We start from the raw sequence: 24,305 nt of genomic DNA on the forward strand, positions 1-24,305 counted from the left end.
CGGCGTCAGGCGAGGAAGCCGGGGAGATCGTCCATGCCGACCACTTGGCAGTAGATCATGTTGATGATCTCGAGCTCGCGTTCGTGAAGGTCGTCGGTGGCGGCGGCGCAGGCGTCGTGGACCACCAGCACCTCGAAGCTTTCGTCGGCCAGCGAGCGGACGGTCGAGCTGACGCATTGATCGGTGAAGATGCCGGCGACGATGACGTGGCGGATGCCGATATTGTGCAGCATCAGCCGCAGGTTGGTGCCGGTGAGCGCGCTGTCGGTGGTCTTGGTGACGACGATCTCATCGCCCTGGGGCGCGAGGGCATCGACGAGCTGGCTGTCGTCGCGGTCCTTGGGCAGGAGGAGGTAGTTGAAGCCCGGCTTCTTCTGGCTGAGCGAGCGGTCGCGGCCGTCCTGTGTCTGGCAGGCGATGCGGGCGAACATGACCTCGAGCCCTTCCTTGCGCGCCCAGTCGATGAGCCGGGCGTTGTTGGGGATGACGATATCGTTCATCCGGTCGAAGAAGGGCTGCCAGCGGCGGGCCTCGGTGTCGTCCTCGGGCGGTTCGAGATAGGTGTTCTGGATGTCGATCACGAGGAGCGCGGTGCTGGCCGGGTCGAGGGTGATGTCATCCGGTTCCTCGGCGGTTTCGTAGTAGAAACTGCGGAAGGCGGTTTTCCAGTTCCAGTCGCTCATTTCCGGCCCTTTCCCGGTTGGCTACGCGCCGATCCTGTCCATGTAGGCCTGGCCCAGCCGCGCGGTGGTGGCGGCGAAGCCGGGGGCCAGTTCCTGGGGTTCGGGCGCCTCGATATGGCTGCCGATCCAGGCCAGAAGCGCCATGCGGCGGAGCATGATAAAGGTGTCGATCTCGGCCTCTTCCGCCGCGCTCATCGGGCGGACCGAGCGGTAGCCGCGCACCCAGGCTTCGCGCATGGCGGGGATGCGGGGATCGTCCTCGATGAAGCTGATGGCGGCGGCGAAGTCGTAGAGGAACCAGCCCCAGCCGCAATCGTCGAAGTCGATCAGGCGTGTGCCGTTGGCGTCGACCAGCAGGTTGGCGAGCCGCATGTCGGCGTGGATCAGGTTGAAGCGGTCGGGGGCCTTGCCGAAAGCGTCGAGCCGGTCGCAGATGGTCTGCTGCACCTTTTCCAGCACCCCGGCCACCTCGGGCGTCACTTCCGGCGCGTCGCGCCAGTCGCCCCAGGTGGCGTTGGGCCCGAAGACGGCGGAGGCATCCCATGTCAGCCGCTCGAACCCGTCGGGCTTCTGCCAGTTCAGCACGTGGTCATGGCAGCGCGCGGCGATGGTGCCCAGCTCCTCGAACCCGTCGGTCATGTCGCCGCTTTCATCCGGTTCGGAGCCCTCGACGAAGTGGAAGAGCACCATGTAGCGCGGGTCGGCCAGCCCCTCGGTGCGGCCCTGCTGGATGGGGTCGCCGTTCTTGCCGGTGTAGTAACCGGGGGTGGTGACCACGCCGTCACGGTCGAGCGCCTCGAGCCAGGCAAGTTCGCATTCGATGGCGCGGTGGGAATGGTAGTTCTCGCGGTGAATGCGCAGGACGGACTTGTAGCCGCCCGGCGCTTCCACGAGGTAGGTCGCGTTCTCGGAGACGTTGATCAGCCGCGCCGTGGCGCCTTCGGGCACGTCCCACAGCGACAGCGACTCCTGCGCCAGCCCTTCGAGATGGCGCAGCAACTCCTCCAGCGGCATGTCCGATCCTGACATCGCGATCCTCCTTCGGCTGTCGTGGTGGTCAGATTTCTTCCATCGCCTCGAGCGATTCAGGCAGGATCTGGCCGCCGTCAATGACGATCTGCTGGCCGGTGATGTAACCGGCCTCGTCGGAGGCGAAGAACAGGGCAGCGTTGCCGATATCCTCAACATCGCCCAGCCGCTTGAGCGGGATCGAGGCGGCCATGGTGGCAAGGTAGTCCTCGCCGAGGTCCTGAAGCCCTTCGGTGTAGATGTTGCCCGGCATGACCGCGTTGATGGTGGTGTTGTAGCGCGACAGTTCCATCGCGGCGGTCTTGATGAAGCCCAACTGACCGGACTTGGAGGCGCCGTAATGCGACCAGCCGGGGAAGCCGGTGTGCGGCCCGGTGATCGAGGAGGTGATGACGACGCGGCCCTTGCCGGCCTTCTCGAAATGCGGGATCGCCGCCTTCACGCAAAGGAAGGAGGAGCGCAGGTTGGTGGCCATCACCTGGTCCCATTCGGAGGGGTCCATGTCGACCATCTTGGTCTGCGGGAAGGCGCCGGCATTGGCGCAGAGCACGTGCAGGCCGCCCTGTGCCTCGGCGGTGCTGTCGATCATCTTCTTGACCGAGTCCCAGTCGGAGACGTCGCAGACCTCGGTGCGCACGTCGCCCTCCATCTCGCTGGCGGCCTTCTTCAGGTCGGCCTCGTTCCGGGCCGCAAGGGTGACCTTGGCGCCCTGGCGGGCGAAGACCGTGGCGATGCCGCGGCCGATGCCCTTGGAGCCGCCGGTGACGATGACGCTTTTGCCCTTGAGTGACGTAAGCATGGTGTTTCCTCCGTGTTGGTTGTCTTTTCTTGGTTTAGTCTTGGGCCGTTCTGGCCTCTTTGTTTGCCCGCATGAGCCAGACCACCGCGACCGCGAAGAGGATCAGCAGGAAGGAACCGACGACCGACATGATGCCAAGCGTGGGCACCAAGGGCGAGTAGCCCGAGACCATCTTGGCATAGAGCCATTCCGGCAGGGTCGAGTCGGCCCCCGTGGTGAAGAGCGACAGCGGGAAGTTGCCCCAGCTGAGCAGGAAGGCGAAGAGGCCCGCCGAGACGATGCCGGGCATGAGCAGCGGCAAGGTGATCTCGCGCAGGACGGTGAAGGTGCCGGCGCCCATGTCGCGGGCGGCTTCCTCGAGCGCGGGGTCGAAGCTATAGGCGCGGATGGCGACGATCAGCGTGGCGATCGGCGTGATCCAGACGAGGTGGGCGACGACGGCGGTCTTCCACGTGGGAATGATGCCCAGCGAGTTGAACCACATCAGCAGGGCAAGCCCCAGCACGGTCTGCGGGAAGAAGATGGGCAGCAGGATGAGCTTCTGGAAGGTATTCCGGAAGCGCCACTGGTAACGGGCGAAGGCCAGCGCGCCGAAGAAGGCGAAGACCAGCGCGATCACGGTGACCAGCAGCGCGACCGACAGCGAGGTCAGCAGCAGCTCGCTGACCGTGCTGCTTTCCAGCGCCTCGCCGTACCACTTGGTGGAATAGCGCTTGATCGGGAAGCTGAGGTAGCGCGCCCGCGACACAGAGGCGAAGCCCACCGAGACAAGCGGCAGGTAGAGGAAGGCAATCATCAGAATGCCGTAGATGAACAGGACGGTCCGGGTCAGGCGGCTGGCATTCATCAGCGTTTCCTTCCCATGATGGCGTCGAGGTCGACCTTGGAGACGCCGAACAGCGCCAGCGTGCCGATGATGACGATGAGGATCATCGAGAGCGCCGAGCCGAGCGGCCAGTTCTGGCCGAAGGTGAAGGCGGTTTCGATGTCGTCGGCGATGGCGATGACCGCCTGCCCGCCGAGGATCTTGGATTCCGCCAGCGCGCCGGCTGCCAGCACGAAGCTGAGCAGGGAGCCCACGACGATGCCGGGCGCGGCGAGCGGGATCTCGATCTGCCAGAGCACCTGCCAGCGGGTGGCGCCGAGATCGTAGGCGGCCTGTCGGGTATCGTCGGGAACCATGGAGATGCCCTGTGCCAGCGGGAAGAGCATGAAGGGCAGGTAGACATAGATCAGCCCGAAGACGATGATCGGCACGCCGTAGAGCGGGCTGTCGAAGCCGATGCCCGTGAGGGCGCGGAAATGTCCCTCGATCAGCCCGCCCTTCATCAGGGTCAGCACCCAGCCGAAGAGGCGGATGTTTTCCGACACGAACAGGCTCATGATGATGGCGATGGTCAGCACGATGGTGAAGCGCTTGAAGATCTTGGCCATGGCGTAGGCGAGCGGCCAGCAGACGATCAGCAGGATGACGGTCGAGGCCAGCGCCATGCCGAGCGACCACAGGAGCGACTTGTAGTAGCCCTGTTTGAAGAACACCGCGTAGGCCGAGAAATCGGGCGTGTTGGCCAGCGAGAAGACCTTGGGCGGCATGATCGAGAAGATCGCCACCACGGCCAGCGGCGCAAGGAAGGCCAGCACCATCAGCAGGGTCACCGGCAGGGCCGACAGGAGCCCCAGTCTGCGGTCGAGGGTCTTCATGCGGCCTCGTCGATGAAATGGGTGTTGGCGGCGTTGAAGCCGACGGTGAGCTGTTCGCCCTCGGCGACGGCGCGGCGGTCCTCGCGCAGCTTCTCGACGGTGACCATGCCGGCGGCGGTCTCGATCTCGTACTGGATGCGGGAGCCGAGCGCGTATTCGCCGTGCAGGGTGCCGGTCAGGGAGAAGTCGAAGCCCGCGCCGTCATCGGCGAAGCGGACGTATTCGGGGCGGACCATCAGCAGGCCGCGTGCGCCCGAGGGCGCCTTGGCCAGCGTGGCCCCGGGCCGGACGGTGAGCACGTCGCTGGTGACGGTGCCGTCGCCGCCGGCGGTGACGCCGAAGAGGTTCACCTCGCCCATGAACTCGGCCACGAAGCGGCTGACCGGGGCGCCGTAGATCTCGTCGGCCTCGGAGATCTGCTCGATCCGGCCTTCCTTCATGATGGCGATGCGGTCGGACATGACCATCGCCTCTTCCAGCGAGTGGGTGATGTAGACGAAGGTCTTGCCGGTGCGGGCGTGCAGGTCTTTCAGCTCTTTCTCTAGCGTCTTGCGCAGGCGGTAGTCGAGCGCCGAGAGGGGTTCGTCGAAGAACAGGATCTCGGGGTCGAAGGCCAGCGCGCGGGCCAGTGCCACGCGCTGCTTCTCGCCGCCGGAGCATTGCGAGATGCGCTTGTCGTAATAGCTTTGCGGCAGGCGCAGGAGGTCGAGCAATTCGAGCGCGCGAGCCTTGCGGCGGTCGGGCGCCTCCTTGCGGAGCTTCAGCGGAAACTCGATGTTCTGGCCCACGGTCATGTGCGGGAAGAGCGCCAGCGACTGGAACACCATGCAGGTCGGCCGCAGGTTGGCGGGCGTGTCGTCGATGCGTTTGTCGCGCAGGCGGATTTCGCCCGAGGTCAGGTCGTCCATCCCCACCAGCAGGCGGATCAGGGTCGACTTGCCGCTGCCCGAGGGGCCGACGATCGTGAAGAATTCGCCCTCGTTGATATCGAGGTCGATCCGGTCGAGTGCGGTGAACGTTCCGAATGATTTCACGACGCCGCGCAGGCGCAGGAATGGCGAGGAATCCATGCTTGACCCTTGGAAACTGGAATTTCTGGCGGATGGCCCCGGCGCGGGTGGCGCCGGGACCGGCCGGATCACGACCGACGTTCTTCGGTGTAGATGTCGATCAGCGTGTCGTAGGAGGCGACCACCTGGTAATCGAGCGAGCGCTCCATCTCCTCGGCGAGGGTGTCCATCTGGATCGCGTCCAGCTCTTCCTCGTCGAACAGCGCCATCACCGCCTCGTCGCCCATCTGGCTGACCGGGTTGTAGGTGCCCTCGGTGAAGGCGACGGCCTTGGAGATTTCCGGCTGCTGCACGAATTCGAGGAACTCCTGCGCGAGGTCGCTGGGATCGGGGTTGTTGACCAGCGAGGTCAGCTCGATCCAGACCACGCCGCCCTTGCCGTCGACCGGGCCCGAGCGGGGCGTGATGCCGCGCACGTTGGTCGCCCCGTCATAGCGGGCGGGCGATGCGGTGTAGGTGCCGCCGGTGAAGTAGGCGTCGATCTCGCCGTTGATGAGCGCAGTGTTCATCGCCACCAGATCGTCAGTCATCAGCTTGGCGCCGCCGAAGATCGTCTTGGCGGTTTCGCGGAACTTCTCGACATCCTCGCCTTCGATCGGTTCGAACGGGTTGAGGCCGGCGGTCAGGCACATGTGCATGACGTTCCAGTTGTCATAGGTCAGAACGCCGTAGCGGCCCTGCATGTCCGGATCGAGGAACAGGTTCCAGCCCTGGTCCTCGGCGGTTTCCTGGCTGATGACATCGGTGTTGACCACGAAGCTGAACGGGCCGTAGCGCTGGGGCATGCCGATCAGTTCGCCATCATCGGCGAAGGACAGCTCGTAGGGCGGGTTCTTGAAGGACGGCAGCATCTTGTCGAAATACGGCATGAAGCGGTCCTTGTTGAGCGGCTTGATCAGCCCCTCGGGATAGAGCCGGTCGCGCGCCCAGGGCTGGTTGACGTTGATCAGGTCCCAGACCGAGGTTTCCCCGGCGCGGAGCTTGTTGATCATGTCCGGGTCGGAGGTGCCGCTTTCGGCGCGGACGGTGGCATCGGGGTGCGCCTCGCGGAACGGCCCGAGCACCTCGTCCGAGTTGTAGCCTTCCCAGCACAGGATGTTCATGCGGTCGCTGCGGGCCGCGAAGGCGGGGCTCAGCGGGCCCGCGGCGGCGAGGCCTGCAAGGGCGGCGGAGCGGCCGACGAATTGTCTTCTGGAAAATCTGTTGGTCATTTTTGTTACCTCCGGTTGGTTGGTTTGGTTGTTTTGCGCCCCGTTCAGGCGGAGCGGCCTTTTATTTTTTCTAGCGTCTGAGTGATTTTATCTCTAGCCGTTTGCATGTCCTCGAGGGTGCCGGACATGAAAATTCTGCCCGTGGCGCCCATCATTTGCACATCGTTGATCACCGCGTCGGGCGCGGCCTTCTCGGCCTCGTTGGCCGCGACGCAGGCGAAAAGCGCCGGCGTCATCTCGTAAATCAGCAGCGCCACGCCCGGCACGAGGATCGAGCCGTCGCGCGAGCGGTTGAGGATGATCGCGTGCTGGTCGGAGAGATCCTCGATGATGTCGTGGTAGAGGACCTTCGGCGCCAGCTGATCGGTGGCCTTCGCGCCGATGCCCTTGAGGATCGCCTTGCCGGCGGCGTCGAGGTCCTTCATGTCGTCGGCGTGCAGCTCCAGCAGGCCGAACTGGCGCTCGGTGAAGAGGATGCCCGGCTCCATGTCGGGCGCCACCTTGAGCGCGAGGTCGGCGATGCGGTGGATGCTGAGCGCCGGGGCCACCTCGATGATCAGCGAGTTCTGCCCGCGGAAGGGCGGGTAGGCCCGCGCCCGCAGGGGGGAGGAGAGGTAAGCCGCGAATTGCGGCTGCAGATCTTCGATCGGAAGATATACGCGAAGCTCTGTCATGATCCGGTCCGGTCCCCCTGCGGTGGTGCGGTTACTTGGAAACGGCCGCGGCCGAGAAATGCTTGCCGAGATCGGCATGCGGGCGCGGGATGACGTGCACCGCGGTCACTTCGCCGACCTGGCTTGCGGCCTCGGCGCCGGCTTCGGTCGCGGCCTTGACGGCGCCCACGTCGCCCTTGACGACGACGGAGACGAGACCGCCGCCGACTTCGTTGCGGGCGACGATTTCGACGTTCGCGGCCTTGACCATGGCGTCGGCCGCGGAAAGCGCGGGCACGTAGCCTTTGGTTTCGATCATTCCGATTGCGAGATTAGCCATGGGTGTGTTCCTTCATGGTTGACTGTTACTTGGTTTCGTCGATGGAGCCGATGATCAGCGCGTCCACGGGCACGGTCTGGCCCTGGAAGTAGCCGGCGGCGACCGACCCTTGGGTGACCAGCACGGTCTCGCCCGTGTCGCAGCCCAGCGGGTCGAAGGCGATCAGCTTGCCGCCGCCGTCGGTCTCGACCTCGAGCAGCGCCCCGCGCGGCAGCGAGGGCACGCGGCGGGTCGACCAGACCTTTCCGATGACGCGGGCTTGTATCATGTCTTATCCCTTTCGATCCGGATGCCGCGGCGGCGCGCCTCGTCCCGCGCCAGCGGGGTGAGCCGGCTGGCCGGCCCGATGCGCAGGCTGCGGGCGGAGGGGGCGAGCGCGTTGATGTCGCGCTCGGTGATCAGCGATTTTTCCAGCCGTTCCGGGGCCTTGCGGGCCGGGCCGGTGACGATCGGCATGGAGGGCGCCGTGGGTGCCGGCGGTGGCGTAGTCAGCTCGAAGACCAGATCGCCCCGCGCCACACGCTCGGCGAAGCCCGGCTCGGAGGCGCGTTGCAGGAGGTCCTGGGCAAAGCGCGTCAGGTCGGCGCCCGAGGTGATGCGCACCTGTTCCGTGGCCGGCGCGCCCTGCCCCGCCTCGGAGCGCAGCGCAGCGATTTCCTCGCGCAGGATGGCGCGAATCTCGTCCCGGAGGGCTGACATCACGACGCTCCTGCATCACGTAACGCGCCTTCGGCCGCGTTTCTGGCGTTGCGCACGTCGGCCTCGGTGCCGGCAAGGTAGAGCCGGCCGTTGGCGCCGATCATGCGCATGTCGATGAGCTTGACGTCGGCTTCCTTCTCGGCCTCGTTGCAGGCGAGGATGGCATAGGCCGCCGACTGGCATTCGAGCAGGTAGATGCTGTCGCCGCCCAGCACCATCGAGCCCAGCTTGTTGCGGTTCATCAGGAACGCGTGCTGGTCGTCGACATTGGTGACGAGCTTGGAGGCGAGGATCTTGGGCGGGGCCACGTCGTTGGCCGTCTTGCCCAGCGCCTCGAGGATGGCGGCGGCGCCGGAATGGACTTCCGCCGTGGAGCGGGAATGGAATTGCAGCGTGCCGAACTGGCGTTCGACTACCAGAAGGCCCGCATGGACATCGGCGCTTTTGAGCACGGTGTCGGTCAGGGCCTCGACATCGAGGCCCGGCGCGATCTCGACGATCTGGGCGGCCATGCGCAGGCGCGGCAGGGTGCCGCGCATCCAGGTGGAGATGTAGGCCAGGGTCTGCGGCTGAAGCTGGTCGATGAAGATCGAGGCGCGGAGTTCGGTCATGCATCGCCCCCCTTCAGGCTGCGGAGTTCTTCGAGGATCAGGCGGCGGAGTTCGTCGCGGCTGACATCGCCGGAGGATTGCGCCGGGTCGGGCGGCGGGGCGGCGGGTTTGGGGGCCGCGTGGCCGGAAGAGACGGCGGAGAGGTCGATGCCGGCGAGGTTGGCGGGCAGGTCCTTGGCATAGGCGATGCGGGTCCACTGCACGAGGTGCTGGGGCCCGAGGTTCTCGCCGATGGAGGAGCGGCCGGCGAAGCCCGTGCCGATGGTGAAGGAGGGCGGCAGGTGGGTGGCGAAGCCCGCCGCGCCTTGCGAACAGGGCGCGTTGACGACGACGCGGTAGACCGGCACGCCTTGGGAGAAGGCGACGAGGCGGTCGTTGTCCTCGCCATGGAAGGCGGCAGAGTGCCCTGCCCCGCGGCGCGCGGTGTGCTTGGCGAAGGTCAGCGCCTGCTGGAAATCGGTGGCCGCCGTCAGGGTCAGCACCGGGCAGAGCTTCTCGCGGAAGAGCAGGTCATCCTGCCCCGGGGTGGCGACGACCGGCACGAGAACCTTGGTCGAGGGGTTCACCCGCAGACCCGCGCGTTCGGCGATCCAGGTGGCGCTTTTGCCGACGGCCTCGAGGTTGAAGCCCTTGTCGGTAAAGAGATAATCGCGCAGGCGGTCGGTGTCGGCCTCGTTGCATACATGCGCGCCGGCAGAGCGCAGGGCGCGCTCCATGTTGCCGCGGTTCGACTCCAGCGTCAGGGCCACGCTTTCATTGGTGCAGAGCACCGAGTTGTCGAACGCCTTGCTTTCGACGAGGCAGCGGGCGGCGGCGTCGACCTTGGCGGAAGGGTCGATATAGGCAACCGCGTTGCCCGGCCCCACGCCCATCGCCGGGTTGCCCGAGGAATAGGCCGCGCGGACCATGGCGGTGCCGCCGGTGGCGAGGATGACGTTGATGCGGTCGGAGGACATGATGTCCTGCACCAGCGGGATCGAAGGGTCTTCGACGCACTGTATGAGGCCCGCGGGGGCGCCCGCCGCCTCGGCCGCCTGCGCGAGGTGCTGGGCGGCTGCGGCGGAGACTTTCCTGGCCGCCGGGTGCGGGCTGAGGACGATGGCGTTGCGGCTGAGGATGGCCAGCATCGCCTTGTAATACACGGTGGCGACCGGGTTCGTGGCGGGGGCCAGCGCAAAGACCACGCCCGCCGGTTTGGGCAGTTCGATGATCTTGGCGGCCTCGTTCACGCGGGGGGTGACGAGGTCGAGGTCGCGGTAGTAGTCGAGCAGTTCGTGGGTGCAGAGCTTGTTCTTGATGGTCTTGTGTTCGACCACGCCGAAGCCGGTTTCCGACACCGCTTCATCGGCGAATTGCGCGGCCTTGTCGTGGCCGGCCTTCGCCACGGCCTCGGCGATGGCGAGGACGGCCTCGCGGCTGAAATCCTTGTAATAGCGCGCGGCCCATGCGGCACGGCCCACTTTCATGCGGGCACGGGACAGCTCGCGATCGGGAACGGCGAGGCGGGGGGCGTCAAACGTCGCGTGTTCGGTCATGCCGCGCGCCTCATGGTCTTGAGAAGTTGCCGGGCGCGGGGCATGGCGGCGTCGAACCGGTCCATGATTTCCTGGCAGGTGTCGACGTCGAGCACGACGCCGGGCTTGAATTGCAGCACCCGCTTGTCGAGCGAGGAGAAGATCGCCCAGACGCCGTTTTCATAAAGCGCGCGGGAGACGGCGACGGCGCCTTCGGGGTGGTCGAATTCCAGCCCCAGCACCACACCGCGCTGGCGGACGCCGACGAAGATGTCGCTGTGGCGCTCCATCATCTCGGCCATGGCTTGCGCGAAGAATTCGGACACGAAATGGATGTTCGAGACGACCTCGGGGCGTTGCAGCATCTCCATCACGTGATGGCCGACGAGGCAGCCCAGCTCGGCGCCGCCGGAGGTGGAGATATGGGCCGCGCCGTCCTCGACCAGCCACTGGCCGCACTCCTCGGTCGTGAGGCACGCGCTGATCGGGTAGATGCCGCCGCCCAGCCCCTTGCCGCAGACGAACATGTCGGGGGTGACGCCGTAGCCCTGCCAGCCCCACATGACGCCGGTGCGCATCAGGCCGGTCTGGACCTCGTCGGCGATGAACTTGGTGCCGTATTTGCGGCAGAGGTCCTGGCAGGCCTTGAGGTAGCCGTCATCGGGCATGGGAAAGCCGTAGGTGGCGGGGATGGTCTCAACGATGAAGCCGGCCACGTCGCGGTTCTTGAGCACCTGCTCGAGCGCGTCGATGTCGTTGAAGGGGACCTGGAGGAACTCGTCGGGCTTGTCCGAAAGGAAGATCTTGGAGAAGCGTTCGTCGCCGGTGGCGACGGATAGGCCGGAATGGCCGTGATAGCCCTTGATGATCGACACGATCTTGCGCCGCTTTGTGGCGTAACGTGCCGTTTTCAGGGCGATTTCCACGGCCTCGGCGCCGCCGGATCCGAAGATCGCGTATTTCATGTGGGGCGCGGTGTTGACCAGCTTCTCGGCAAAGGCCGCGCGGGCGACGGAGGGAAACCAGTGGTTGCCCATGTCGAAATAGTCGAGCCCGGATTTCAGCACCTCGACCAGTTCCGGGTGGCGGTGGCCGAAATTGTAGGTGCCGCCGTTGAGGTGCAGGTCGATCAGGCGCTTGCCGGACATGTCGTAGAGGAAATACCCCTCGCGACGGTCGATGACCATCGGCGTGCCGGCCTCTGTCCAGAAGCTGACCTTGCCGGGATTCCAGTATTCCGCGGCCTTTTTCAGCAGATCTTCCTTCGAGTCGAAGGAGAAGTAACCGTAGTTGAACACGCGATTCCCCTTTGCAGATCACCGGAAGATTAGCAGGAAATTAACGTGTCACAACATTTTTTGACCGACTTCGGGCATTTTATCTTAGATTTTTGAGGCAACTCCCGTATATTGCGTGTAATTCAGCAAGGCGCCGACCGCGAAATGTCTAAGAAAACACAAAGACATGACCAGATTCTCAGCATCCTCGAGGTGAACCCCTCGATCCGGGTGGCGGAGATGGCCGACGAGCTTGGCGTGTCGAGCGAGACGGTGCGGCGCGACCTGAGCGAGCTGGACGAGACCGGGCGGATCAAGCGGACCTATGGCGGCGCCGTACGCACCAAGGCGTTCGAGCCGGCGCTGGCCGAGCGACTGCAGCTTCACGTGAAGGCCCGCGAGCAGATCGCCCAGCGCGCGCTGGAGCGGATCGGCGATGCCGGCAGCCTGTTCATCAGCGGCGGCGCGACGACCCTGCATTTCGCGCGGGCGCTTCGCGGGATCGACCGGCAGTTGACCGTGCTGACCCCGGCCTTCAGCATCGCGACCGAGCTTTCGGTGAACCCGCTCATACAGGTGATGGCGCTGCCGGGGATCGTCGAGCCGCGCGAGGGGCTGGTCTATGGCGCCGAGACGATCAAGTGCATCAAGCAGTTCCGCACCCCGATCGCGGTGACCGGCGCCTCTGGCGTCGACGAGGAGGGGATGAGCGAGGCGCTTCTGCATGCCGGTCAGGTCTATTCTGCCATGATCGACGCGGCGGACGAGGCGCTGATCCTGGCCGATGCGTCGAAATTCGGGTTCCGGTCGCTTCAACGGATCATCGACTGGCAGCCGAACCTGACGCTGATCACCGACGAGCGGCCGCCACCGTCGCTGTGGGATGCAATCCGGCAGGCCGAGGCGAGTATAATCGCCGGCTGAACGATATCTTAAGGCACAGGGAGGTGCCGCCGACGATGAGCAACAGCTACGACGCCAACCGCTGGAAACGGTTCGACGACTGGGACGCGCGGCCGCTGCGGCATGACCAGTTCGCGGTGGAGGACCCGGAGAACGGGTTTTCCGCCTTTGCCGGGGCCGCCGATCCGAAGCCGGGCCTGACGATGGAGGCCGGCCGGGTCGCCTCAATGGACGGGATCCCGGCGGCGGAGTTCGACATGATCGACGCCTTCATCGCCACACATCACCTCGACATGGACGTGGCGGAGGAGGCAATGGCCATCCCGTCGGAGCGGCTGGCGCGGATGCTGGTGGACATGAACGTGCCGCGGGAGGAGCTGGTGCGGCTGGCGCGGGGCCTGACGCCGGCGAAGCTGGCCGAGGCGGTGGCGCAGCTCAACGCGATGGAAATCGCCTTCGCCTATTCCAAGATGCGGGCGCGGAAAACGCCGGGAAATCAGGCGCATGTGACAAATGCGAAGGACGATCCGCTGCAACTGGCGGCGGATGCGGCGATTGCCGTGGCGCTGGGGTTCGACGAGATCGAGACGACGATGCGAGTGGCGCGGAACTCGTGGTCGAACGCGCTGGCCTGTTGCGTGGGCTCGGTCGTGGGGCGGGCGGGGACGCTGTTCCAGTGTTCGAGCGAGGAGGCCGAGGAGCTGGAGATCGGCATGGCCGGGTTCACCTCCTATGCCGAGACGGTGTCGGTCTATGGCACGGAAAGCGCCTTTGTCGACGGGGACGATACGCCGTGGTCGAAGGCGTGGCTGGCCGCGGCCTATGCGTCACGAGGGATCAAGATGCGCTGTACCTCGGGGGCGGCGTCGGAATTGCTGATGGGGTATCACGAGGCGAAATCGCTTCTGTATCTGGAGGCGCGGTGCCTGTGTCTGCAGCGCGGCATGGGCTCGCAGGGGACGCAGAACGGCGGGATCGACGGGGCGCCGCTGGCCTCCTCCATCCCCGGCGGGGTCCGGGAGATCTGGGCGGAGAACCTGCTGGCGGTGTGGCTGGACCTTGAATGTGCGTCCGGCAACGATGCGCGGCATTCGGAATCCGAGATGCGGGTGGCGGCGAAGGTGCTGCCTTTCCTGATCGGCGGGTCGGACCTGATCTGTTCGGGGTTCGGGAGTATTCTGAAATACGACAACTCGTTCAACCCGTCGTCGTTCAATGGCGAGGAGCTGGAGGAATTCCTTGTTCTGCAACGGGATTTCGAGGCTGATGGCGGGCTGACGCCGATCGAGGATGCCAGCGCGCTTGGCCTGCGGCGGCGGGCGGTGGATGCGCTGAGCCATGTGCTGAAGGACCTGGGGCTGGCGGAGCCGACGGAGGTGATGAAGCGTTCGGTGGCGGTGGCGTCGGGGTCGAACGACACGGAAAGTTTCGCACCCCGCGACGTGGCGGTGATCAGCGACCGGATCAGCAGCCGGGGAATCACGGTGATCGACGTGATCCGCTCGCTTTACAATGGCGGGTTCCGGGAGGAGGCGGAGAACCTGCTTTTCCTTGTGAAACTGCGGGTGTCGGGGGATTATTTGCAGACCTCGGCGATCATCCGCGACGGGCATGTGATCAGCGCGATCAACGATCCGAACGATTATACCGGCCCCGGCACCGGCTATCGCGTGAGCGAGGCGCGGCGGGCGGAGCTGGCGGCGATCCGCAACGTGCTGGACCGCGAGGAGGTGCTGCGGCGGGAGGCGGCGAGCGAGGCCGGAGAGGCGCGCGCGGTGGAGTATCGGACCATGGGGCCGGCGGAGCGCGGCACCGATCCGGGCGAGGTGGTAGTGGGCGTAAGTCCCGGTTTTGGCACGAAGATTTTCCGGACGCTGGCCGGGCATCCGCTGAGCGCGGTGCTGCGGGCGTTGCGGGACGGGATCGAGGCCGGTGGCGGGCGGATGCGGGTGCTGCGGATGTGGCATACGGCGGATACGTCCTTCCTGGGGCTGAGCGCGGCACGGCTGTCGGGGTCGGGGATCGGGATCGGCATCCAGTCGAAGGGGACGGCGGTGATCCATCACAAAGACCGGCTGCCGCATAACAACCTTGAACTTTTCTCCAACGCGCCGGTGACGACGCTGGCGCATTACCGGGCGCTGGGGGAGAACGCGGCGGGCTATGCGAAGGGCGATTTGCCGGCGCCGGTGGTGGTGCCCACGCAGGGCGAGGCGCTGGGGGCAAGGTTCCATGCGCGGGTGGCGCTGACCTATGCGATCGAGACGAAGATGTGCGAGAACAACGCCTCGCCCGAGGCGTTGGAGATTCATTTCGCGGAGGGGGCCGATGGGGGATAAACCACTGGGCGTGAAGGATTATCCGCTGGCCGAGACCTGCCCCGAGCGGGTGACGGGCCATCGCGGCAAGGCGCTGGATGCGCTGACCATCGAGGCGGTGCTGAGCGGTGAGTTGCAGATGGAGGACCTGCGGATCACGGCGGAGGCGCTGAGGCGGCAGGCGGAGATATCAAGGGATGCCGGGCGGGCGGCGCTGGGGCGGAATTTCGAGCGGGCGGCGGAGATGACGCGGGTGCCGCAGGCGGTGGTGATGGAGGTTTACGAGTTGCTGAGGCCGGGGCGGACGCCGTCGAAGGACGCGCTTTTGCAGGCTGGTCAAGGGCTTAGGGAGGAGTATGGAGCGGAGGCGCTGGCGGCGCTCGTGGAGGAGGCGGCGGAGGTCTACGAGAAACGGGGGCTGTTCCGGACGCGGTATTGAGGCACGGCGATTCGTTGGTTAACGACGTTGTTTTGAAGGGGTTTCGACGTCGGTATCACGTCGGTATTTCGTCGGTATCGCGTCGGTTTCGGGGTCTGTGACGGCGGGGGTTGATGTATCGCCCCGCGCGCAACACGCGAGATGTGGGAGGTGGCGCAACACCCGGCGGCAGGCCCGCCCGACCGTCGAGGCGGGCCGTCAGAGCACTCGGTCGAGCATGGCATCGACCATGAAGCCCACCACCTCCCGGGCCTGGGCCGGGGAGGCGCCGGCGACATCGATCAACGCGATCAAGGCTTCCATTCCTGTCGACGCCGACAGGGCGCAGACGAGCGTTTCATTCTGGTCCTCACTCAGCCCGGTGTCATGTTCCGAGAGCGCACGGTGGAACATGCTGACACGGCGACCGCCCCGCGCGGCCCCCCTGCTTTCGGCGGACCATGCGCGCATCGATGCGGCGAGGAACTGCCGGAATTCGGGTTCGTTCTCGAGCGCGAGATCGAGGAAGTACAGGCAGATCGCCTTGAGCTTGCCGCGCAGGTCCGGGGCGCCGCTGACGACGGCCTCGTAAGGCTTCACCGCGATGTCGAGCACGGCTTCTGCCACGAGGAGGTCGGCGTCGGAAAAATACCGGTAGCTTGTGGCCTTGGAGATGCCGGTTTCGGCGGCGGCGGCGGCCACGGTCACGGGTTTGCCTTCCGAGAGCAGTTTCCGGGCCCCGTCCAGGATGGCCTGTCGCGTGCGTGCGCGTTGTGCGGATCGGCCTTTGGTCTGGGGCATTGCGGAATCCGTGATTTGCGGTTCGTGAGACTATTGTCTTATTTTGAGACATGTGTATCATGAATCGAGTATCGCTGCAAACGAGGATTGTCGACATGGCACCGCAACCGCGCACCTATGATGTCTTGAATATTCTGCTGAAATTCCACGCCTTTCCGGAAGAGACCGACGGGAAGTATTGTCTCGTCGAGTGCCTCGTGCCCGTCGGGGCCGGAGCGCCGCCCAACCATCATGCCGGTGAGACGGAGGGGTTCTTCATCCTTGACGGGCAGGTTGCCTTCAACATCGGCGGAACGGACAGGGTAGCGGGACCGGGTGATTTCATTGCGGTGCCCGACGGCGAGACCCACGCGTTCCAGGCCATTGGCGAGAGCCCGGCGCGGCTGCTCATCCTGAACGCCCCCGGGCATATGCACAAAGCCTTCTTTACCGGCATCGGCAGGCCGCTCCCGGAGGACCAGACGACATTGCCGACGCCGTCGGAGCCGGATCTGGGCGCGGTTCTAAAGGTTGCGGAACAGGCGGGCATGACGATCTCGGTGCCGCAGTAGGGTTCTGATTGCGCGAAGCGGTGGAGTGTTTGGGAGCGTGCGGTGTCTCCCGACGGTGAGGAGACGCGCATCGGCGGGCCGTGGTGCGGCGAGCCGACGGGGGTAGCTGCCGCTTTATGGCTGCCGAGTACATCCAACTTACGAGCGTGGCACTTCACTTGCCAAATCGCCGGACCGTCGGGGCGGCCCGTCGATGCGCGGCGGGCTGAAGCCCTTTGTTCCGCGCGGGGGGCATCACCCCCCTGCCCTTACCCCTGATCCGCCAGCACCATATCCGCCGCCTTCTCTCCCAGCATGATGACCGGCGCGTTGGTGTTGCCGGAGGTCAGCGTGGGGAAGACCGAGGCGTCGGCGACGCGGAGGCCGGTGAGGCCGTGGACCTTCAGGCGGGCGTCGACCACGTCGGTGGCGGGGTCGGGGCCCATGCGGCAGGTGCTGACCGGGTGGAAGACGGTGCCGGCGCGGGCGCGGATGTCGTCGATGAGCTCCTCGTCGGTTTGCACCTCCGGACCCGGGGCGATCTCGGACTCGATGATGCGCCGGAAGGCCGGGGTTTCGGCGAAGCGGCGCATGAGCTTGGAGCCTTCGAGCATGTCCTGCATGTCCTCCTCGGTGGCGAGGTAGTTGGGGAAGATGCGCGGCGCGTCGAACGGGTCGGGAGAGCGAAGGGCGATGTGGCCGCGGCTGGTGGGGCGCGTGGGTTGTGCGCCGAGGAGGAAGCCGGGGAAGGTGTCGGGGTTCATCAGGGCACGCTTGCCGGGCACGGCCTTGGTGTAGCTGACCGGCGAGAAGAAGAGCTGCATGTTGGGTTTCGCGAGGCCCGGCCGGGTGCGGACGAAGCCGCCCGCCTGGTTGACCCCGAGCGAGAGCGGGCCGCGTCTTGTGAGCACGTAGCGGGCGCCGTGCCAGAGCTTGCCGTACCAGGGCCCGAGCTGCTGGTTGAGCGTGGGCACGCGGGAGCGGAAGAGGTAGTCGATGCCGAGATGGTCCTGCAGGTGCTGGCCGACGCCGGGGCTGTCATGGATCACCTCGATGCCGTGGGCGCGGAGGTCGGCGCCGGGGCCGATGCCGGAAAGCTGGAGGAGTTGCGGCGAGTTGACGGCGCCGGCGGCGACGATGATCTCGCGGCGGGCGCGGGCCTCTTTCATCGTGCCGCGCTGGCGGTAGGCGATGCCGGTGGCGCGGGTGCCGTCGAAGAGGAGCTTCGTGGCGTGGGCATGGGTTTCGACGCGGAGGTTGGGGCGGTGCCGGGCCGGGCGGATATAGGCGCGGGCGGTGGACATGCGCATGCCGTCACGGGCGGTGTTCTGGTAGGTGCCGACGCCCTCCTGCCGCTCCCCGTTGAAATCGCGGTTGTGGGGGAATTGCAGCTCCTCCCCCGCCCTGATGAAATCGGCGCAGAGCGGGTGCAGGTCGCGGTCCATGGTGCAGACATGCAGGGGCCCGTCGCCGCCGCGCCATTGATCGGCGCCGCGGTCGTTGGTCTCGGACTTGCGGAAATAGGGCAGCACGTCGTCCCAGCCCCAGCCGGGGTTGCCCATGGCGCGCCATTCGTCGAAATCCTCGGGCTGGCCGCGGACATAGACCATGGCGTTGATCGAGCTGGAGCCGCCCATCACCTTGCCGCGCGGCCAGTAGGAGACGCGGCCGCCGGTGCCGGGGTCGGGTTCTGTCCGGTACATCCAGTTGACGGATTTGCGGTAGAAGGTCTTGCCGTAGCCGATCGGCATCCAGATCCAGAAATTGAGATCGCTGCCGCCGGCCTCGAGCAGGAGGACGCTGTACTTGCCGTTTTCGCTGAGGCGGTTGGCCAGCACGCAGCCCGCCGAGCCGGCGCCGACGACGATGAAGTCATGGTCTGACATGGGGTGTGCCGGGCCTTCAGATGTCGGGCGAAGCGCTGATGACGAAGAGCTTGCGCATGTGCTCGTGGATGACCCATTCGCCTGTCCAGCCCTGCGGCAGGACCAGCAGGTCGCCCGGGCCGATGTCGCGGCTTTCGCCTTTCCCGCCCGGGCCCGAGACCGTCGCCCGGCCCGAGATGATGTGGCAGTATTCGCCTGCGGCCGTCCGGTCGGCGGTGAAGCGGCCGGGGGTGCATTCCCAGACGCCGATCTTGGTGTGGCCGTCGGCGGAGGTCCAGAGGAGGCTGGAGGCTTCCTGCTGCCCTTCGGTGAGGGTGGTGGGCTTGGGGGCGAAATCGCCGAGCGGCTGGTCGGCGAGGGCTTCGAAGGTCTTGAGGTCGATCATCGGGGGCTCCGTTGGAAGGAAGGACGGGGCGGGAGGCCGATGCCCCCTGCCCCTTTCGGCGGCTTGGCGCGGGTTCAGGGTTTTCTCTGCTGTCCGAAGACCTGGGCCAGGATCATCATCACCGTGGTGACGAAGATCATCAATGTCGAGATGGACGCGATGGTCGGGTCGATCTGGTCGCGGAGGGCGTTGAACATGTTGCGGGTGAGCGTCGGGTTGTCGCCGCCGGAGATGAACATGGCCACGACCACCTCGTCGAAGGAGGTGAGGAAGGCCAGCAGCGCGCTGGTGACCACGGCGAAGCGGATCTGCGGCAGGGTGACGGTGAAGAACGCCTTCCAGCGGGGGGCGCCGAGGCTGCGGGCGGCCTGTTCCTGGCTCATGTCGTAGCCCTTGAGGGCGGAGCCCGAGACGATGACGACGAGCGGCAGGGCCAGCACGGTATGGGCCAGCACGAGGCCGGTGACGGTGTAGAGGATGTTGAGCTGGACATAGGCGTAGAAGGCGCCGATGGCGACCAGCACGAGGGGCACCATCATCGGGGTGATCATCATCACGAAGGCCATGCGCACGAAGGGCACGTTGGAGGTGTGCAGCCCGTAGGCGGCGGCGACGCCCACCGGCGTGGCGACCAGCATGGTCAGCACCGCCGTCTGCAGCGAGGTGCGGGCGGCCTGCATCCATTCCGTCGAGCCGAAGAAATTGTCGTACCAGCGGGTCGACCAGTGTTCGGGCGGGAATTCGAGGTACTGGCTGTCGGAGAAGGACATCGGGATCACGATCAGCGTGGGCAGCACCAGGAGGATCATGGTGATGACCGCGAAGACGTAGAGCCAGAGGCGCTGGCCGTGGGTGATCTGGGTTTCCGAGGCGGGGGATTTGAACCAGCTGGCCATCAGTGCCCTCCCGAGGTGATCTGGTCGAGGCGGAGGAAGCGGGAGGCGATCCAGAGGATGGCGAGGGTCATGATCAGCAGGACCACGCCCATGGCGCTGGCCGCGCCCCAGTTCACGAAAAGCTCGATGTTGGAGACGATCTTCATCGACACCATGATGACCTTGCCGCCGCCCAGCACCGCCGGGGTGACGAAGAAGCCGAGGCAGAGGATGAAGACCATCAGCGAGCCGGCGAAAAGGCCCGGCGTGGTGAGCGGGAAGAACACCGTCCAGAAGGCCCGGCGCGGGTTGGCGCCGAGGTTGGCGGCGGCCTTGAGATAGTCGCGGTCGATCGCCTTCATCGCCCCGTAGACCGGCAGGATCAGGAAGGGCAGCATGATATGGACCATGCCGATCAGGGTGCCGGTCATGTTGTGGACGATCTTGAGCGGCTCGTCCCAGAGGCCGAGGTTCATGGCCCACTGGTTCACCAGCCCCTGTTTCTGCAGCAGCACGAGCCAGGCGTAGGTGCGCACCAGAAGCGAGGTCCAGAAGGGCAGCAGCACGGTGATCAGGCAGAGATTGGCCAGCCGGTTGGGCAGTTGCGACATGAAATAGGCCAGCGGATAGCCGATCAGGATGCAGAGGCCCGTGGTCAGCACGCTGACCTGGAAGGTGGTGATGAAGATGCGGATGTAGGATTTCCGCTTGATCATCCGCTCGTAGTTTTCCAGTGAGAATTCCCCGTTGGCGCCGATGAAGGAGACGTAGAAGAGCCAGCCCACGGGGATGACGAGGATCACGAGGATGAGCAGCATCGCCGGCGAGCTGAGGCCGAAGAGGCGGAGGCGTTCGAGGCGGCCGTCGGCGCGGAGGCCGGCCTCGTTGGGGCGGAGGGCGGTGGTGGTCATGCTCAGACCTCGCGCCCGTCGATGAGCACCGTGTCCTCGGGCGCCATGGTCAGCGTGACGGTATCGCCCACATGCGGCAGCGAGGTGGCCCGGTCGCCGCGCACGGCGCCGCGCATGACGATCTGTTGCCCGTCCAGAAGCCGGGCGTGGAGGAGGAAGCTGTCGCCCTGGTAGACCACGTCGCGGGCGGTGGCGGTGAAGTTGTTGGCGCCCTCGACGGGGCCGGTGTCGGAAAGGAGCACGCGTTCGGGGCGGATCATCAGTTGCAGGTCGGGCGTGTCGGGCAGATCGCCGCTGTAGCGCAGGGCGGTGTCGCCGTAGCGCACGTCGGCGCCGGCGCGGTTCACCGGCAGGAAGGTGGATTCGCCGATGAAGTCGGCGACGAAGCGGTTGGCGGGGCGTTCGTAGAGGTCGCGCGGGGTGGAAAGCTGCATGATGCGGCCGTGGTTCACCACGGCGATGCGGTCGGACATGGTCAGCGCCTCGCGCTGGTCGTGGGTGACGTAGACGGTGGTCATGCCGAGCTGTTCGTGCAGGTGGCGCAGTTCGATCTGCATCTGGTCGCGCAGCTTCTTGTCGAGGGCGGAAAGCGGTTCGTCCATCAGCAGGATGCGCGGCTCGAAGACGATGGCGCGGGCGACGGCGACGCGCTGTTTCTGGCCGCCGGAAAGCTGGTCGATGCGGCGGTCGCCATAGCCGCCAAGCTGGACGGTTTCGAGCGCGCCTTCGACCCGCTCGGCAATCTCGGATTTGGGCACCTTGCGCAGGCGGAGCGGGTAGCCCACGTTGCCCGCCACGGTCATGTGCGGGAAAAGCGCGTAGCTTTGGAAGGTCATGCCCACGTCGCGCAGGTGGGGCGGTTTGCGGATCACCTCGTCATCGCCGAATTTCAGGCTGCCGCAATCGGGCCGGGTGAAGCCGGCGAGCACCATCAGGAGCGTCGTCTTGCCCGAGCCGGAGGGCCCCAGAAGAGTGAGGAACTCGCCGCTTTTGACCTCGAGCGAGACATCGTCGAGCGCGTGGACCGGACCGTAGGTCTTGGTGACGTTGCTGATCGAGATCGGCAGGGCTTCGGTGGCTTGGGTGGTCAAGGTGTGGTCCCCCGGCGTGTGGTGGCTGGCACGGGCGGGCGCCATGGATGACGCCCGCCCGGTCTAGGGTGGTCAGGCCGGACCTATTCGGTCAGCATTTCCTGGTACATCTCGGCCGCGATCTGTTCCCATTCGGCGTACCATTCCAGCGAGATGGGAAGCTGCTTGGCCGCGTTCTCGGGCGAGGACGGCAGGCTGGCCGCGACCTCCTCGGAGATTTCGCCGGTGTCGTAGGCCGCCTTGTTGGTCGGGCCGTAGGTGATGTATTTCGGCAGGTCGTCCTGGTATTCCGCCTTGGAAATCTCGGCGAGGAATTCCATCGCCAGATCCTTGTTCGGCGCGCCCTTCGGGATGGCGAAGCAGTCATAGTCGAGCAGCGCCTGGTTGAAGGTGTAGTCGACCTTGCCGCCATCCTTGGCCGCGTTGTCGAAGCGGCCGTTCCAGCCGGTGGTCATGTCGACCTCGCCATCCTTCATCAGCTGGGCGTGCTGGGCGCCCGAGGACCAGTAGACGGCGATGTTGGGGCGCAACTCGCGGATCTTGTTCAGCGCGCGTTCGATGCCTTCCTCGGAGGAGAGCGTCTCGTAGACATCCTCGGGTGCGACGCCATCGGCCATCAGCGCGGGTTCGAGCGCGCCGGAGACGGTGTTGCGATAGGCGCGGGTGCCGGGGAATTTCTCGGTATCGAAGAAATCCGCCCAGTTCTGCGGCCCGTCCTCGCCATAGGTGTCGGTGTTCCAGGCCGCCACGACCGAGAACACGTCGCCGCCGACGCAATAGTCGGAGTAGAGGGATTCGTAGAAGTTCGACACGTCGATCACGTCGTAGTCGAGCGGTTCGAGCAGCCCCTCGGCCCCGGCGCGGGCGGCGGAGCCGGAGCCGCTGGCGACGAGGTCATAGGTGACCTGGCCGGTCGAGACCTGGAGGCGCACGTCGGCCATGCCGCCATAGGTTTCCTGTTTGACGGTGATGCCCATGGCCTCGGAGGCGGGCTCGAACAATGCCTTGCTCTGCGCCTCCTGGTAGGAGCCGCCCCACGAGGCGACGGTGATTTCCTTGTCCTGGGCCAGCGCGCTGGTCGAGGCCAGCAGCGCGACCGCGAGGGGTGCGGCGAATGTGGGTTTCATGGTTGGTGTTCCTCCTGTCAGAGTTGGATGTGCCGCCTGTTTCTGCGGCGGTTGCCGGTTGTTGTTGTCTTTCGCAGGCTCGGCGCGCACCGGCGAACATCTCGTGTCAGGCTTGGGCGGCCCTCCGGTATTGGCGGGTGTCTTGCCAGCGGTACCAGGCGACGGCGGCGGGCAGGAACCACGGCTTGCCGGTATAGAGGGGGCGCGTCGGGAACGGCAGGTCGTCGAAGGCGGTGGCGCCCTCGGCGAGGCCCATGACCTTCTGGCCTGTGCGCATCCCGAGGTAGCTGGCCATCGACACGCCGGAACCGCAGTAGCCCATGGCGTAGTGGATGCCATCATGGGTGCCGGTATGGGCGAGCTCGTCGAAGCTGTAGGCGACGGTGCCCATCCAGGAATGGGTGATCTGGCGGTCCTTCAGTTGCGGGAAGATGCGGCACATGCTCTCGAACAGGCGGGGGCCGGAGATGTTGGGATCGGTTTCCGCCGCCGAGACGCGGCCGCCGAAGAGGATGCGCTTCCGGTCGGGCGAGGCGCGGTAGTAGTAGAGCACCTTGAACGTGTCGCTGGCGACGCGGTCGGTGGGGAAAAGCTCGTTCACGAGGGTTTCGGGCAGTTCCTCGGTGGCGATGATGTAGCTGCCGATGGGAATGACCCGGCGTTGCAGCCAGGGCGTGAGGCCCGTGGTGTAGCCGTTGGTGGCGACGACGACATCGCGCGCCTCGACCGTGCCCTTTTCGGTGGTGACGCGGAAGCCGTTGACCTGCCGCTCGATGCCGGTGACGCGGCAATGGCCGAGGATCCGGGCGCCCGCGTCGGTGGCCAGCCGCAGCAGGCCGCGGTGGTATTTCGCGGGGTGCAGCGAGCAGTGGTTGGGGTAGACGAGGCCGCCATAGTAGGTGTCGGTGCCCAGTTCCTTTTTCTGCTCGGCGCGGGGGACGGTGAAGCATTCGATTCCCTCCTGTGCCTGCAGTTTTTCGGCGTCGCGGGCGAGGGTTTCGTAGGCGTCGGGGGAATGGGCGGCGTGGAAGCGGCCGACCTTGCGGAAATCGCAGTCGAGGCCTTCGGATTTGACGAACTCCGCGATCCACGAGAGGGCGGAGGCCCCCTCGCCCCGGATGGCGCGGGCCTTCTGCTTGCCGTGCTTGGCGGCGAGCTTTTCCAGCGAGGGCTTGATGCTGGTGCTGATCTGGCCGCCGTTGCGGGTGGAGCAGCCGTAGCCGGGGTCATCGGCGTCGAGCACGAGGGTGGAGCGGCCGCCGCGCGCCGTCTGGATGGCGGCGTTGAGGCCGGTATAGCCGGAGCCCACCACCACCACGTCGGCGGACGCCGGCAGGTCGCCGGAGAAGTCCGGCGCCGGGCCGACATCGTCGAGCCAGTAGACTTGGTGGCGCGGGGCCGTCGATGTCGATGTTGCCATCGGTATCCTCCAGACGCGCGAGGTGCGGCGAGCGCCGACCTGCGCGGGTTATC

General features: G+C 66.1%; 26 protein-coding genes. 4 read left to right on the forward strand and 22 right to left on the reverse strand.

The features are described from left to right. Positions 1 to 5: 5 nt before the first annotated feature. The 14 genes from RLN94_RS09985 to RLN94_RS10050 form a co-directional block, all read right to left on the reverse strand. The gene (locus RLN94_RS09985) at positions 6 to 683 is read right to left on the reverse strand and encodes a cysteine hydrolase family protein (RefSeq protein ID WP_350131341.1); all 678 of its coding nucleotides are present in this window, start codon (positions 681 to 683) and stop codon (positions 6 to 8) included. A gap of 21 nt (positions 684 to 704) precedes the next feature. After that, complete coding sequence (locus RLN94_RS09990; protein ID WP_350131339.1) at positions 705 to 1,712, reverse strand: phosphotransferase enzyme family protein; 1,008 nt, start codon at positions 1,710 to 1,712, stop codon at positions 705 to 707. A 28-nt stretch (positions 1,713 to 1,740) separates the two neighbouring features. After that, positions 1,741 to 2,511, reverse strand: coding sequence for a 3-oxoacyl-ACP reductase FabG (gene fabG / locus RLN94_RS09995; RefSeq protein ID WP_350131338.1), 771 nt, complete (start codon positions 2,509 to 2,511; stop codon positions 1,741 to 1,743). Between the two features lie 34 nt (positions 2,512 to 2,545). After that, positions 2,546 to 3,358 (reverse strand): ABC transporter permease, encoded by an 813-nt coding sequence (locus tag RLN94_RS10000; protein WP_350131336.1) that lies wholly within the window; start codon positions 3,356 to 3,358, stop codon positions 2,546 to 2,548. Beyond that, a complete protein-coding gene (locus RLN94_RS10005) occupies positions 3,358 to 4,212 on the reverse strand; it encodes an ABC transporter permease (protein WP_350131334.1) in 855 nt (284 codons plus the stop codon). Before RLN94_RS10005 ends, RLN94_RS10000 begins: the two co-directional genes overlap by 1 nt. Further along, a complete protein-coding gene (locus RLN94_RS10010) occupies positions 4,209 to 5,282 on the reverse strand; it encodes an ABC transporter ATP-binding protein (protein ID WP_350131332.1) in 1,074 nt (357 codons plus the stop codon). The genes RLN94_RS10005 and RLN94_RS10010 overlap by 4 nt, the downstream gene beginning before the upstream one ends. A gap of 68 nt (positions 5,283 to 5,350) precedes the next feature. Then, a complete protein-coding gene (locus tag RLN94_RS10015) occupies positions 5,351 to 6,493 on the reverse strand; it encodes an ABC transporter substrate-binding protein (protein ID WP_350131331.1) in 1,143 nt (380 codons plus the stop codon). 44 nt (positions 6,494 to 6,537) lie between these two features. Continuing rightward, on the reverse strand, positions 6,538 to 7,167 hold the full coding sequence (locus RLN94_RS10020) for a microcompartment protein (RefSeq protein WP_350131329.1): 630 nt from the start codon (positions 7,165 to 7,167) through the stop codon (positions 6,538 to 6,540). Between the two features lie 31 nt (positions 7,168 to 7,198). Further along, positions 7,199 to 7,486, reverse strand: coding sequence for a BMC domain-containing protein (locus RLN94_RS10025; RefSeq protein WP_152491589.1), 288 nt, complete (start codon positions 7,484 to 7,486; stop codon positions 7,199 to 7,201). A 25-nt stretch (positions 7,487 to 7,511) separates the two neighbouring features. Continuing rightward, entirely contained in the window at positions 7,512 to 7,754 is a 243-nt protein-coding gene (locus RLN94_RS10030) for a EutN/CcmL family microcompartment protein (protein WP_350131326.1), read from the reverse strand. Then, positions 7,751 to 8,185, reverse strand: coding sequence for a hypothetical protein (locus RLN94_RS10035; protein ID WP_350131324.1), 435 nt, complete (start codon positions 8,183 to 8,185; stop codon positions 7,751 to 7,753). Before RLN94_RS10035 ends, RLN94_RS10030 begins: the two co-directional genes overlap by 4 nt. Next, the gene (locus tag RLN94_RS10040; RefSeq protein WP_350131322.1) at positions 8,185 to 8,796 is read right to left on the reverse strand and encodes a BMC domain-containing protein; all 612 of its coding nucleotides are present in this window, start codon (positions 8,794 to 8,796) and stop codon (positions 8,185 to 8,187) included. Before RLN94_RS10040 ends, RLN94_RS10035 begins: the two co-directional genes overlap by 1 nt. Further along, positions 8,793 to 10,331 (reverse strand): aldehyde dehydrogenase family protein, encoded by a 1,539-nt coding sequence (locus RLN94_RS10045; RefSeq protein ID WP_350158550.1) that lies wholly within the window; start codon positions 10,329 to 10,331, stop codon positions 8,793 to 8,795. The genes RLN94_RS10040 and RLN94_RS10045 overlap by 4 nt, the downstream gene beginning before the upstream one ends. Beyond that, on the reverse strand, positions 10,328 to 11,608 hold the full coding sequence (locus tag RLN94_RS10050) for a class-III pyridoxal-phosphate-dependent aminotransferase (protein WP_350131318.1): 1,281 nt from the start codon (positions 11,606 to 11,608) through the stop codon (positions 10,328 to 10,330). The genes RLN94_RS10045 and RLN94_RS10050 overlap by 4 nt, the downstream gene beginning before the upstream one ends. Positions 11,609 to 11,752: 144 nt before the next feature. On the opposite strand from RLN94_RS10050, the gene RLN94_RS10055 reads away from it, so the two are divergent. The 3 genes from RLN94_RS10055 to RLN94_RS10065 are packed head-to-tail and all read left to right on the forward strand — an operon-like array spanning position 11,753 to position 15,247. Then, on the forward strand, positions 11,753 to 12,511 hold the full coding sequence (locus RLN94_RS10055; RefSeq protein WP_350131316.1) for a DeoR/GlpR family DNA-binding transcription regulator: 759 nt from the start codon (positions 11,753 to 11,755) through the stop codon (positions 12,509 to 12,511). A 35-nt stretch (positions 12,512 to 12,546) separates the two neighbouring features. Next, a complete protein-coding gene (locus tag RLN94_RS10060) occupies positions 12,547 to 14,829 on the forward strand; it encodes a propanediol/glycerol family dehydratase large subunit (protein WP_350131314.1) in 2,283 nt (760 codons plus the stop codon). Beyond that, entirely contained in the window at positions 14,819 to 15,247 is a 429-nt protein-coding gene (locus RLN94_RS10065) for a diol dehydratase small subunit (protein ID WP_350131312.1), read from the forward strand. The genes RLN94_RS10060 and RLN94_RS10065 overlap by 11 nt, the downstream gene beginning before the upstream one ends. 198 nt (positions 15,248 to 15,445) lie before the next feature. Here RLN94_RS10065 and RLN94_RS10070 read toward each other — a convergent pair whose 3' ends face one another. Continuing rightward, complete coding sequence (locus RLN94_RS10070; protein ID WP_350131310.1) at positions 15,446 to 16,027, reverse strand: TetR/AcrR family transcriptional regulator; 582 nt, start codon at positions 16,025 to 16,027, stop codon at positions 15,446 to 15,448. 95 nt (positions 16,028 to 16,122) lie between these two features. Here RLN94_RS10070 and RLN94_RS10075 point away from each other — a divergent pair, with 95 nt between their 5' ends. Further along, positions 16,123 to 16,578, forward strand: a complete 456-nt coding sequence (locus tag RLN94_RS10075) for a cupin domain-containing protein (RefSeq protein WP_350131307.1) — start codon at positions 16,123 to 16,125, stop codon at positions 16,576 to 16,578. A gap of 248 nt (positions 16,579 to 16,826) precedes the next feature. Here the strand turns inward: RLN94_RS10075 and RLN94_RS10080 are convergent, their stop codons facing one another. From RLN94_RS10080 to RLN94_RS10110, 7 genes are all read right to left on the reverse strand, one after another. Then, positions 16,827 to 18,443, reverse strand: a complete 1,617-nt coding sequence (locus RLN94_RS10080; protein WP_350158551.1) for a GMC family oxidoreductase — start codon at positions 18,441 to 18,443, stop codon at positions 16,827 to 16,829. Positions 18,444 to 18,459: 16 nt separating this feature from the next. After that, a complete protein-coding gene (locus tag RLN94_RS10085; RefSeq protein ID WP_350132893.1) occupies positions 18,460 to 18,828 on the reverse strand; it encodes a cupin domain-containing protein in 369 nt (122 codons plus the stop codon). A gap of 74 nt (positions 18,829 to 18,902) precedes the next feature. After that, positions 18,903 to 19,724 (reverse strand): ABC transporter permease, encoded by an 822-nt coding sequence (locus tag RLN94_RS10090; RefSeq protein WP_350132895.1) that lies wholly within the window; start codon positions 19,722 to 19,724, stop codon positions 18,903 to 18,905. Then, entirely contained in the window at positions 19,724 to 20,614 is an 891-nt protein-coding gene (locus RLN94_RS10095; RefSeq protein WP_350132897.1) for an ABC transporter permease, read from the reverse strand. Before RLN94_RS10095 ends, RLN94_RS10090 begins: the two co-directional genes overlap by 1 nt. Positions 20,615 to 20,616: 2 nt before the next feature. Next, positions 20,617 to 21,705 (reverse strand): ABC transporter ATP-binding protein, encoded by a 1,089-nt coding sequence (locus RLN94_RS10100; RefSeq protein WP_350132899.1) that lies wholly within the window; start codon positions 21,703 to 21,705, stop codon positions 20,617 to 20,619. A gap of 83 nt (positions 21,706 to 21,788) precedes the next feature. Next, positions 21,789 to 22,832 (reverse strand): ABC transporter substrate-binding protein, encoded by a 1,044-nt coding sequence (locus tag RLN94_RS10105; RefSeq protein ID WP_350132901.1) that lies wholly within the window; start codon positions 22,830 to 22,832, stop codon positions 21,789 to 21,791. Positions 22,833 to 22,938: 106 nt separating this feature from the next. Continuing rightward, on the reverse strand, positions 22,939 to 24,252 hold the full coding sequence (locus tag RLN94_RS10110) for an NAD(P)/FAD-dependent oxidoreductase (protein ID WP_350132904.1): 1,314 nt from the start codon (positions 24,250 to 24,252) through the stop codon (positions 22,939 to 22,941). Positions 24,253 to 24,305 lie beyond the last annotated feature (53 nt).

The sequence above is a fragment of the Roseovarius sp. genome (assembly GCF_040223625.1).
In the GTDB taxonomy this organism is placed as follows: domain Bacteria; phylum Pseudomonadota; class Alphaproteobacteria; order Rhodobacterales; family Rhodobacteraceae; genus Roseovarius.

Coding starts and splice junctions, on each gene's coding strand:
- RLN94_RS09985 (WP_350131341.1), bottom strand. CDS start 683: ATGAGCGACTGGAACTGGAAAACCGCCTTCCGCAGTTTCTACTACGAA.
- RLN94_RS09990 (WP_350131339.1), bottom strand. CDS start 1,712: ATGTCAGGATCGGACATGCCGCTGGAGGAGTTGCTGCGCCATCTCGAA.
- fabG (WP_350131338.1), bottom strand. CDS start 2,511: ATGCTTACGTCACTCAAGGGCAAAAGCGTCATCGTCACCGGCGGCTCC.
- RLN94_RS10000 (WP_350131336.1), bottom strand. CDS start 3,358: ATGAATGCCAGCCGCCTGACCCGGACCGTCCTGTTCATCTACGGCATT.
- RLN94_RS10005 (WP_350131334.1), bottom strand. CDS start 4,212: ATGAAGACCCTCGACCGCAGACTGGGGCTCCTGTCGGCCCTGCCGGTG.
- RLN94_RS10010 (WP_350131332.1), bottom strand. CDS start 5,282: ATGGATTCCTCGCCATTCCTGCGCCTGCGCGGCGTCGTGAAATCATTC.
- RLN94_RS10015 (WP_350131331.1), bottom strand. CDS start 6,493: ATGACCAACAGATTTTCCAGAAGACAATTCGTCGGCCGCTCCGCCGCC.
- RLN94_RS10020 (WP_350131329.1), bottom strand. CDS start 7,167: ATGACAGAGCTTCGCGTATATCTTCCGATCGAAGATCTGCAGCCGCAA.
- RLN94_RS10025 (WP_152491589.1), bottom strand. CDS start 7,486: ATGGCTAATCTCGCAATCGGAATGATCGAAACCAAAGGCTACGTGCCC.
- RLN94_RS10030 (WP_350131326.1), bottom strand. CDS start 7,754: ATGATACAAGCCCGCGTCATCGGAAAGGTCTGGTCGACCCGCCGCGTG.
- RLN94_RS10035 (WP_350131324.1), bottom strand. CDS start 8,185: ATGTCAGCCCTCCGGGACGAGATTCGCGCCATCCTGCGCGAGGAAATC.
- RLN94_RS10040 (WP_350131322.1), bottom strand. CDS start 8,796: ATGACCGAACTCCGCGCCTCGATCTTCATCGACCAGCTTCAGCCGCAG.
- RLN94_RS10045 (WP_350158550.1), bottom strand. CDS start 10,331: ATGACCGAACACGCGACGTTTGACGCCCCCCGCCTCGCCGTTCCCGAT.
- RLN94_RS10055 (WP_350131316.1), top strand. CDS start 11,753: ATGTCTAAGAAAACACAAAGACATGACCAGATTCTCAGCATCCTCGAG.
- RLN94_RS10060 (WP_350131314.1), top strand. CDS start 12,547: ATGAGCAACAGCTACGACGCCAACCGCTGGAAACGGTTCGACGACTGG.
- RLN94_RS10065 (WP_350131312.1), top strand. CDS start 14,819: ATGGGGGATAAACCACTGGGCGTGAAGGATTATCCGCTGGCCGAGACC.
- RLN94_RS10070 (WP_350131310.1), bottom strand. CDS start 16,027: ATGCCCCAGACCAAAGGCCGATCCGCACAACGCGCACGCACGCGACAG.
- RLN94_RS10075 (WP_350131307.1), top strand. CDS start 16,123: ATGGCACCGCAACCGCGCACCTATGATGTCTTGAATATTCTGCTGAAA.
- RLN94_RS10080 (WP_350158551.1), bottom strand. CDS start 18,443: ATGTCAGACCATGACTTCATCGTCGTCGGCGCCGGCTCGGCGGGCTGC.
- RLN94_RS10085 (WP_350132893.1), bottom strand. CDS start 18,828: ATGATCGACCTCAAGACCTTCGAAGCCCTCGCCGACCAGCCGCTCGGC.
- RLN94_RS10090 (WP_350132895.1), bottom strand. CDS start 19,724: ATGGCCAGCTGGTTCAAATCCCCCGCCTCGGAAACCCAGATCACCCAC.
- RLN94_RS10095 (WP_350132897.1), bottom strand. CDS start 20,614: ATGACCACCACCGCCCTCCGCCCCAACGAGGCCGGCCTCCGCGCCGAC.
- RLN94_RS10105 (WP_350132901.1), bottom strand. CDS start 22,832: ATGAAACCCACATTCGCCGCACCCCTCGCGGTCGCGCTGCTGGCCTCG.
- RLN94_RS10110 (WP_350132904.1), bottom strand. CDS start 24,252: ATGGCAACATCGACATCGACGGCCCCGCGCCACCAAGTCTACTGGCTC.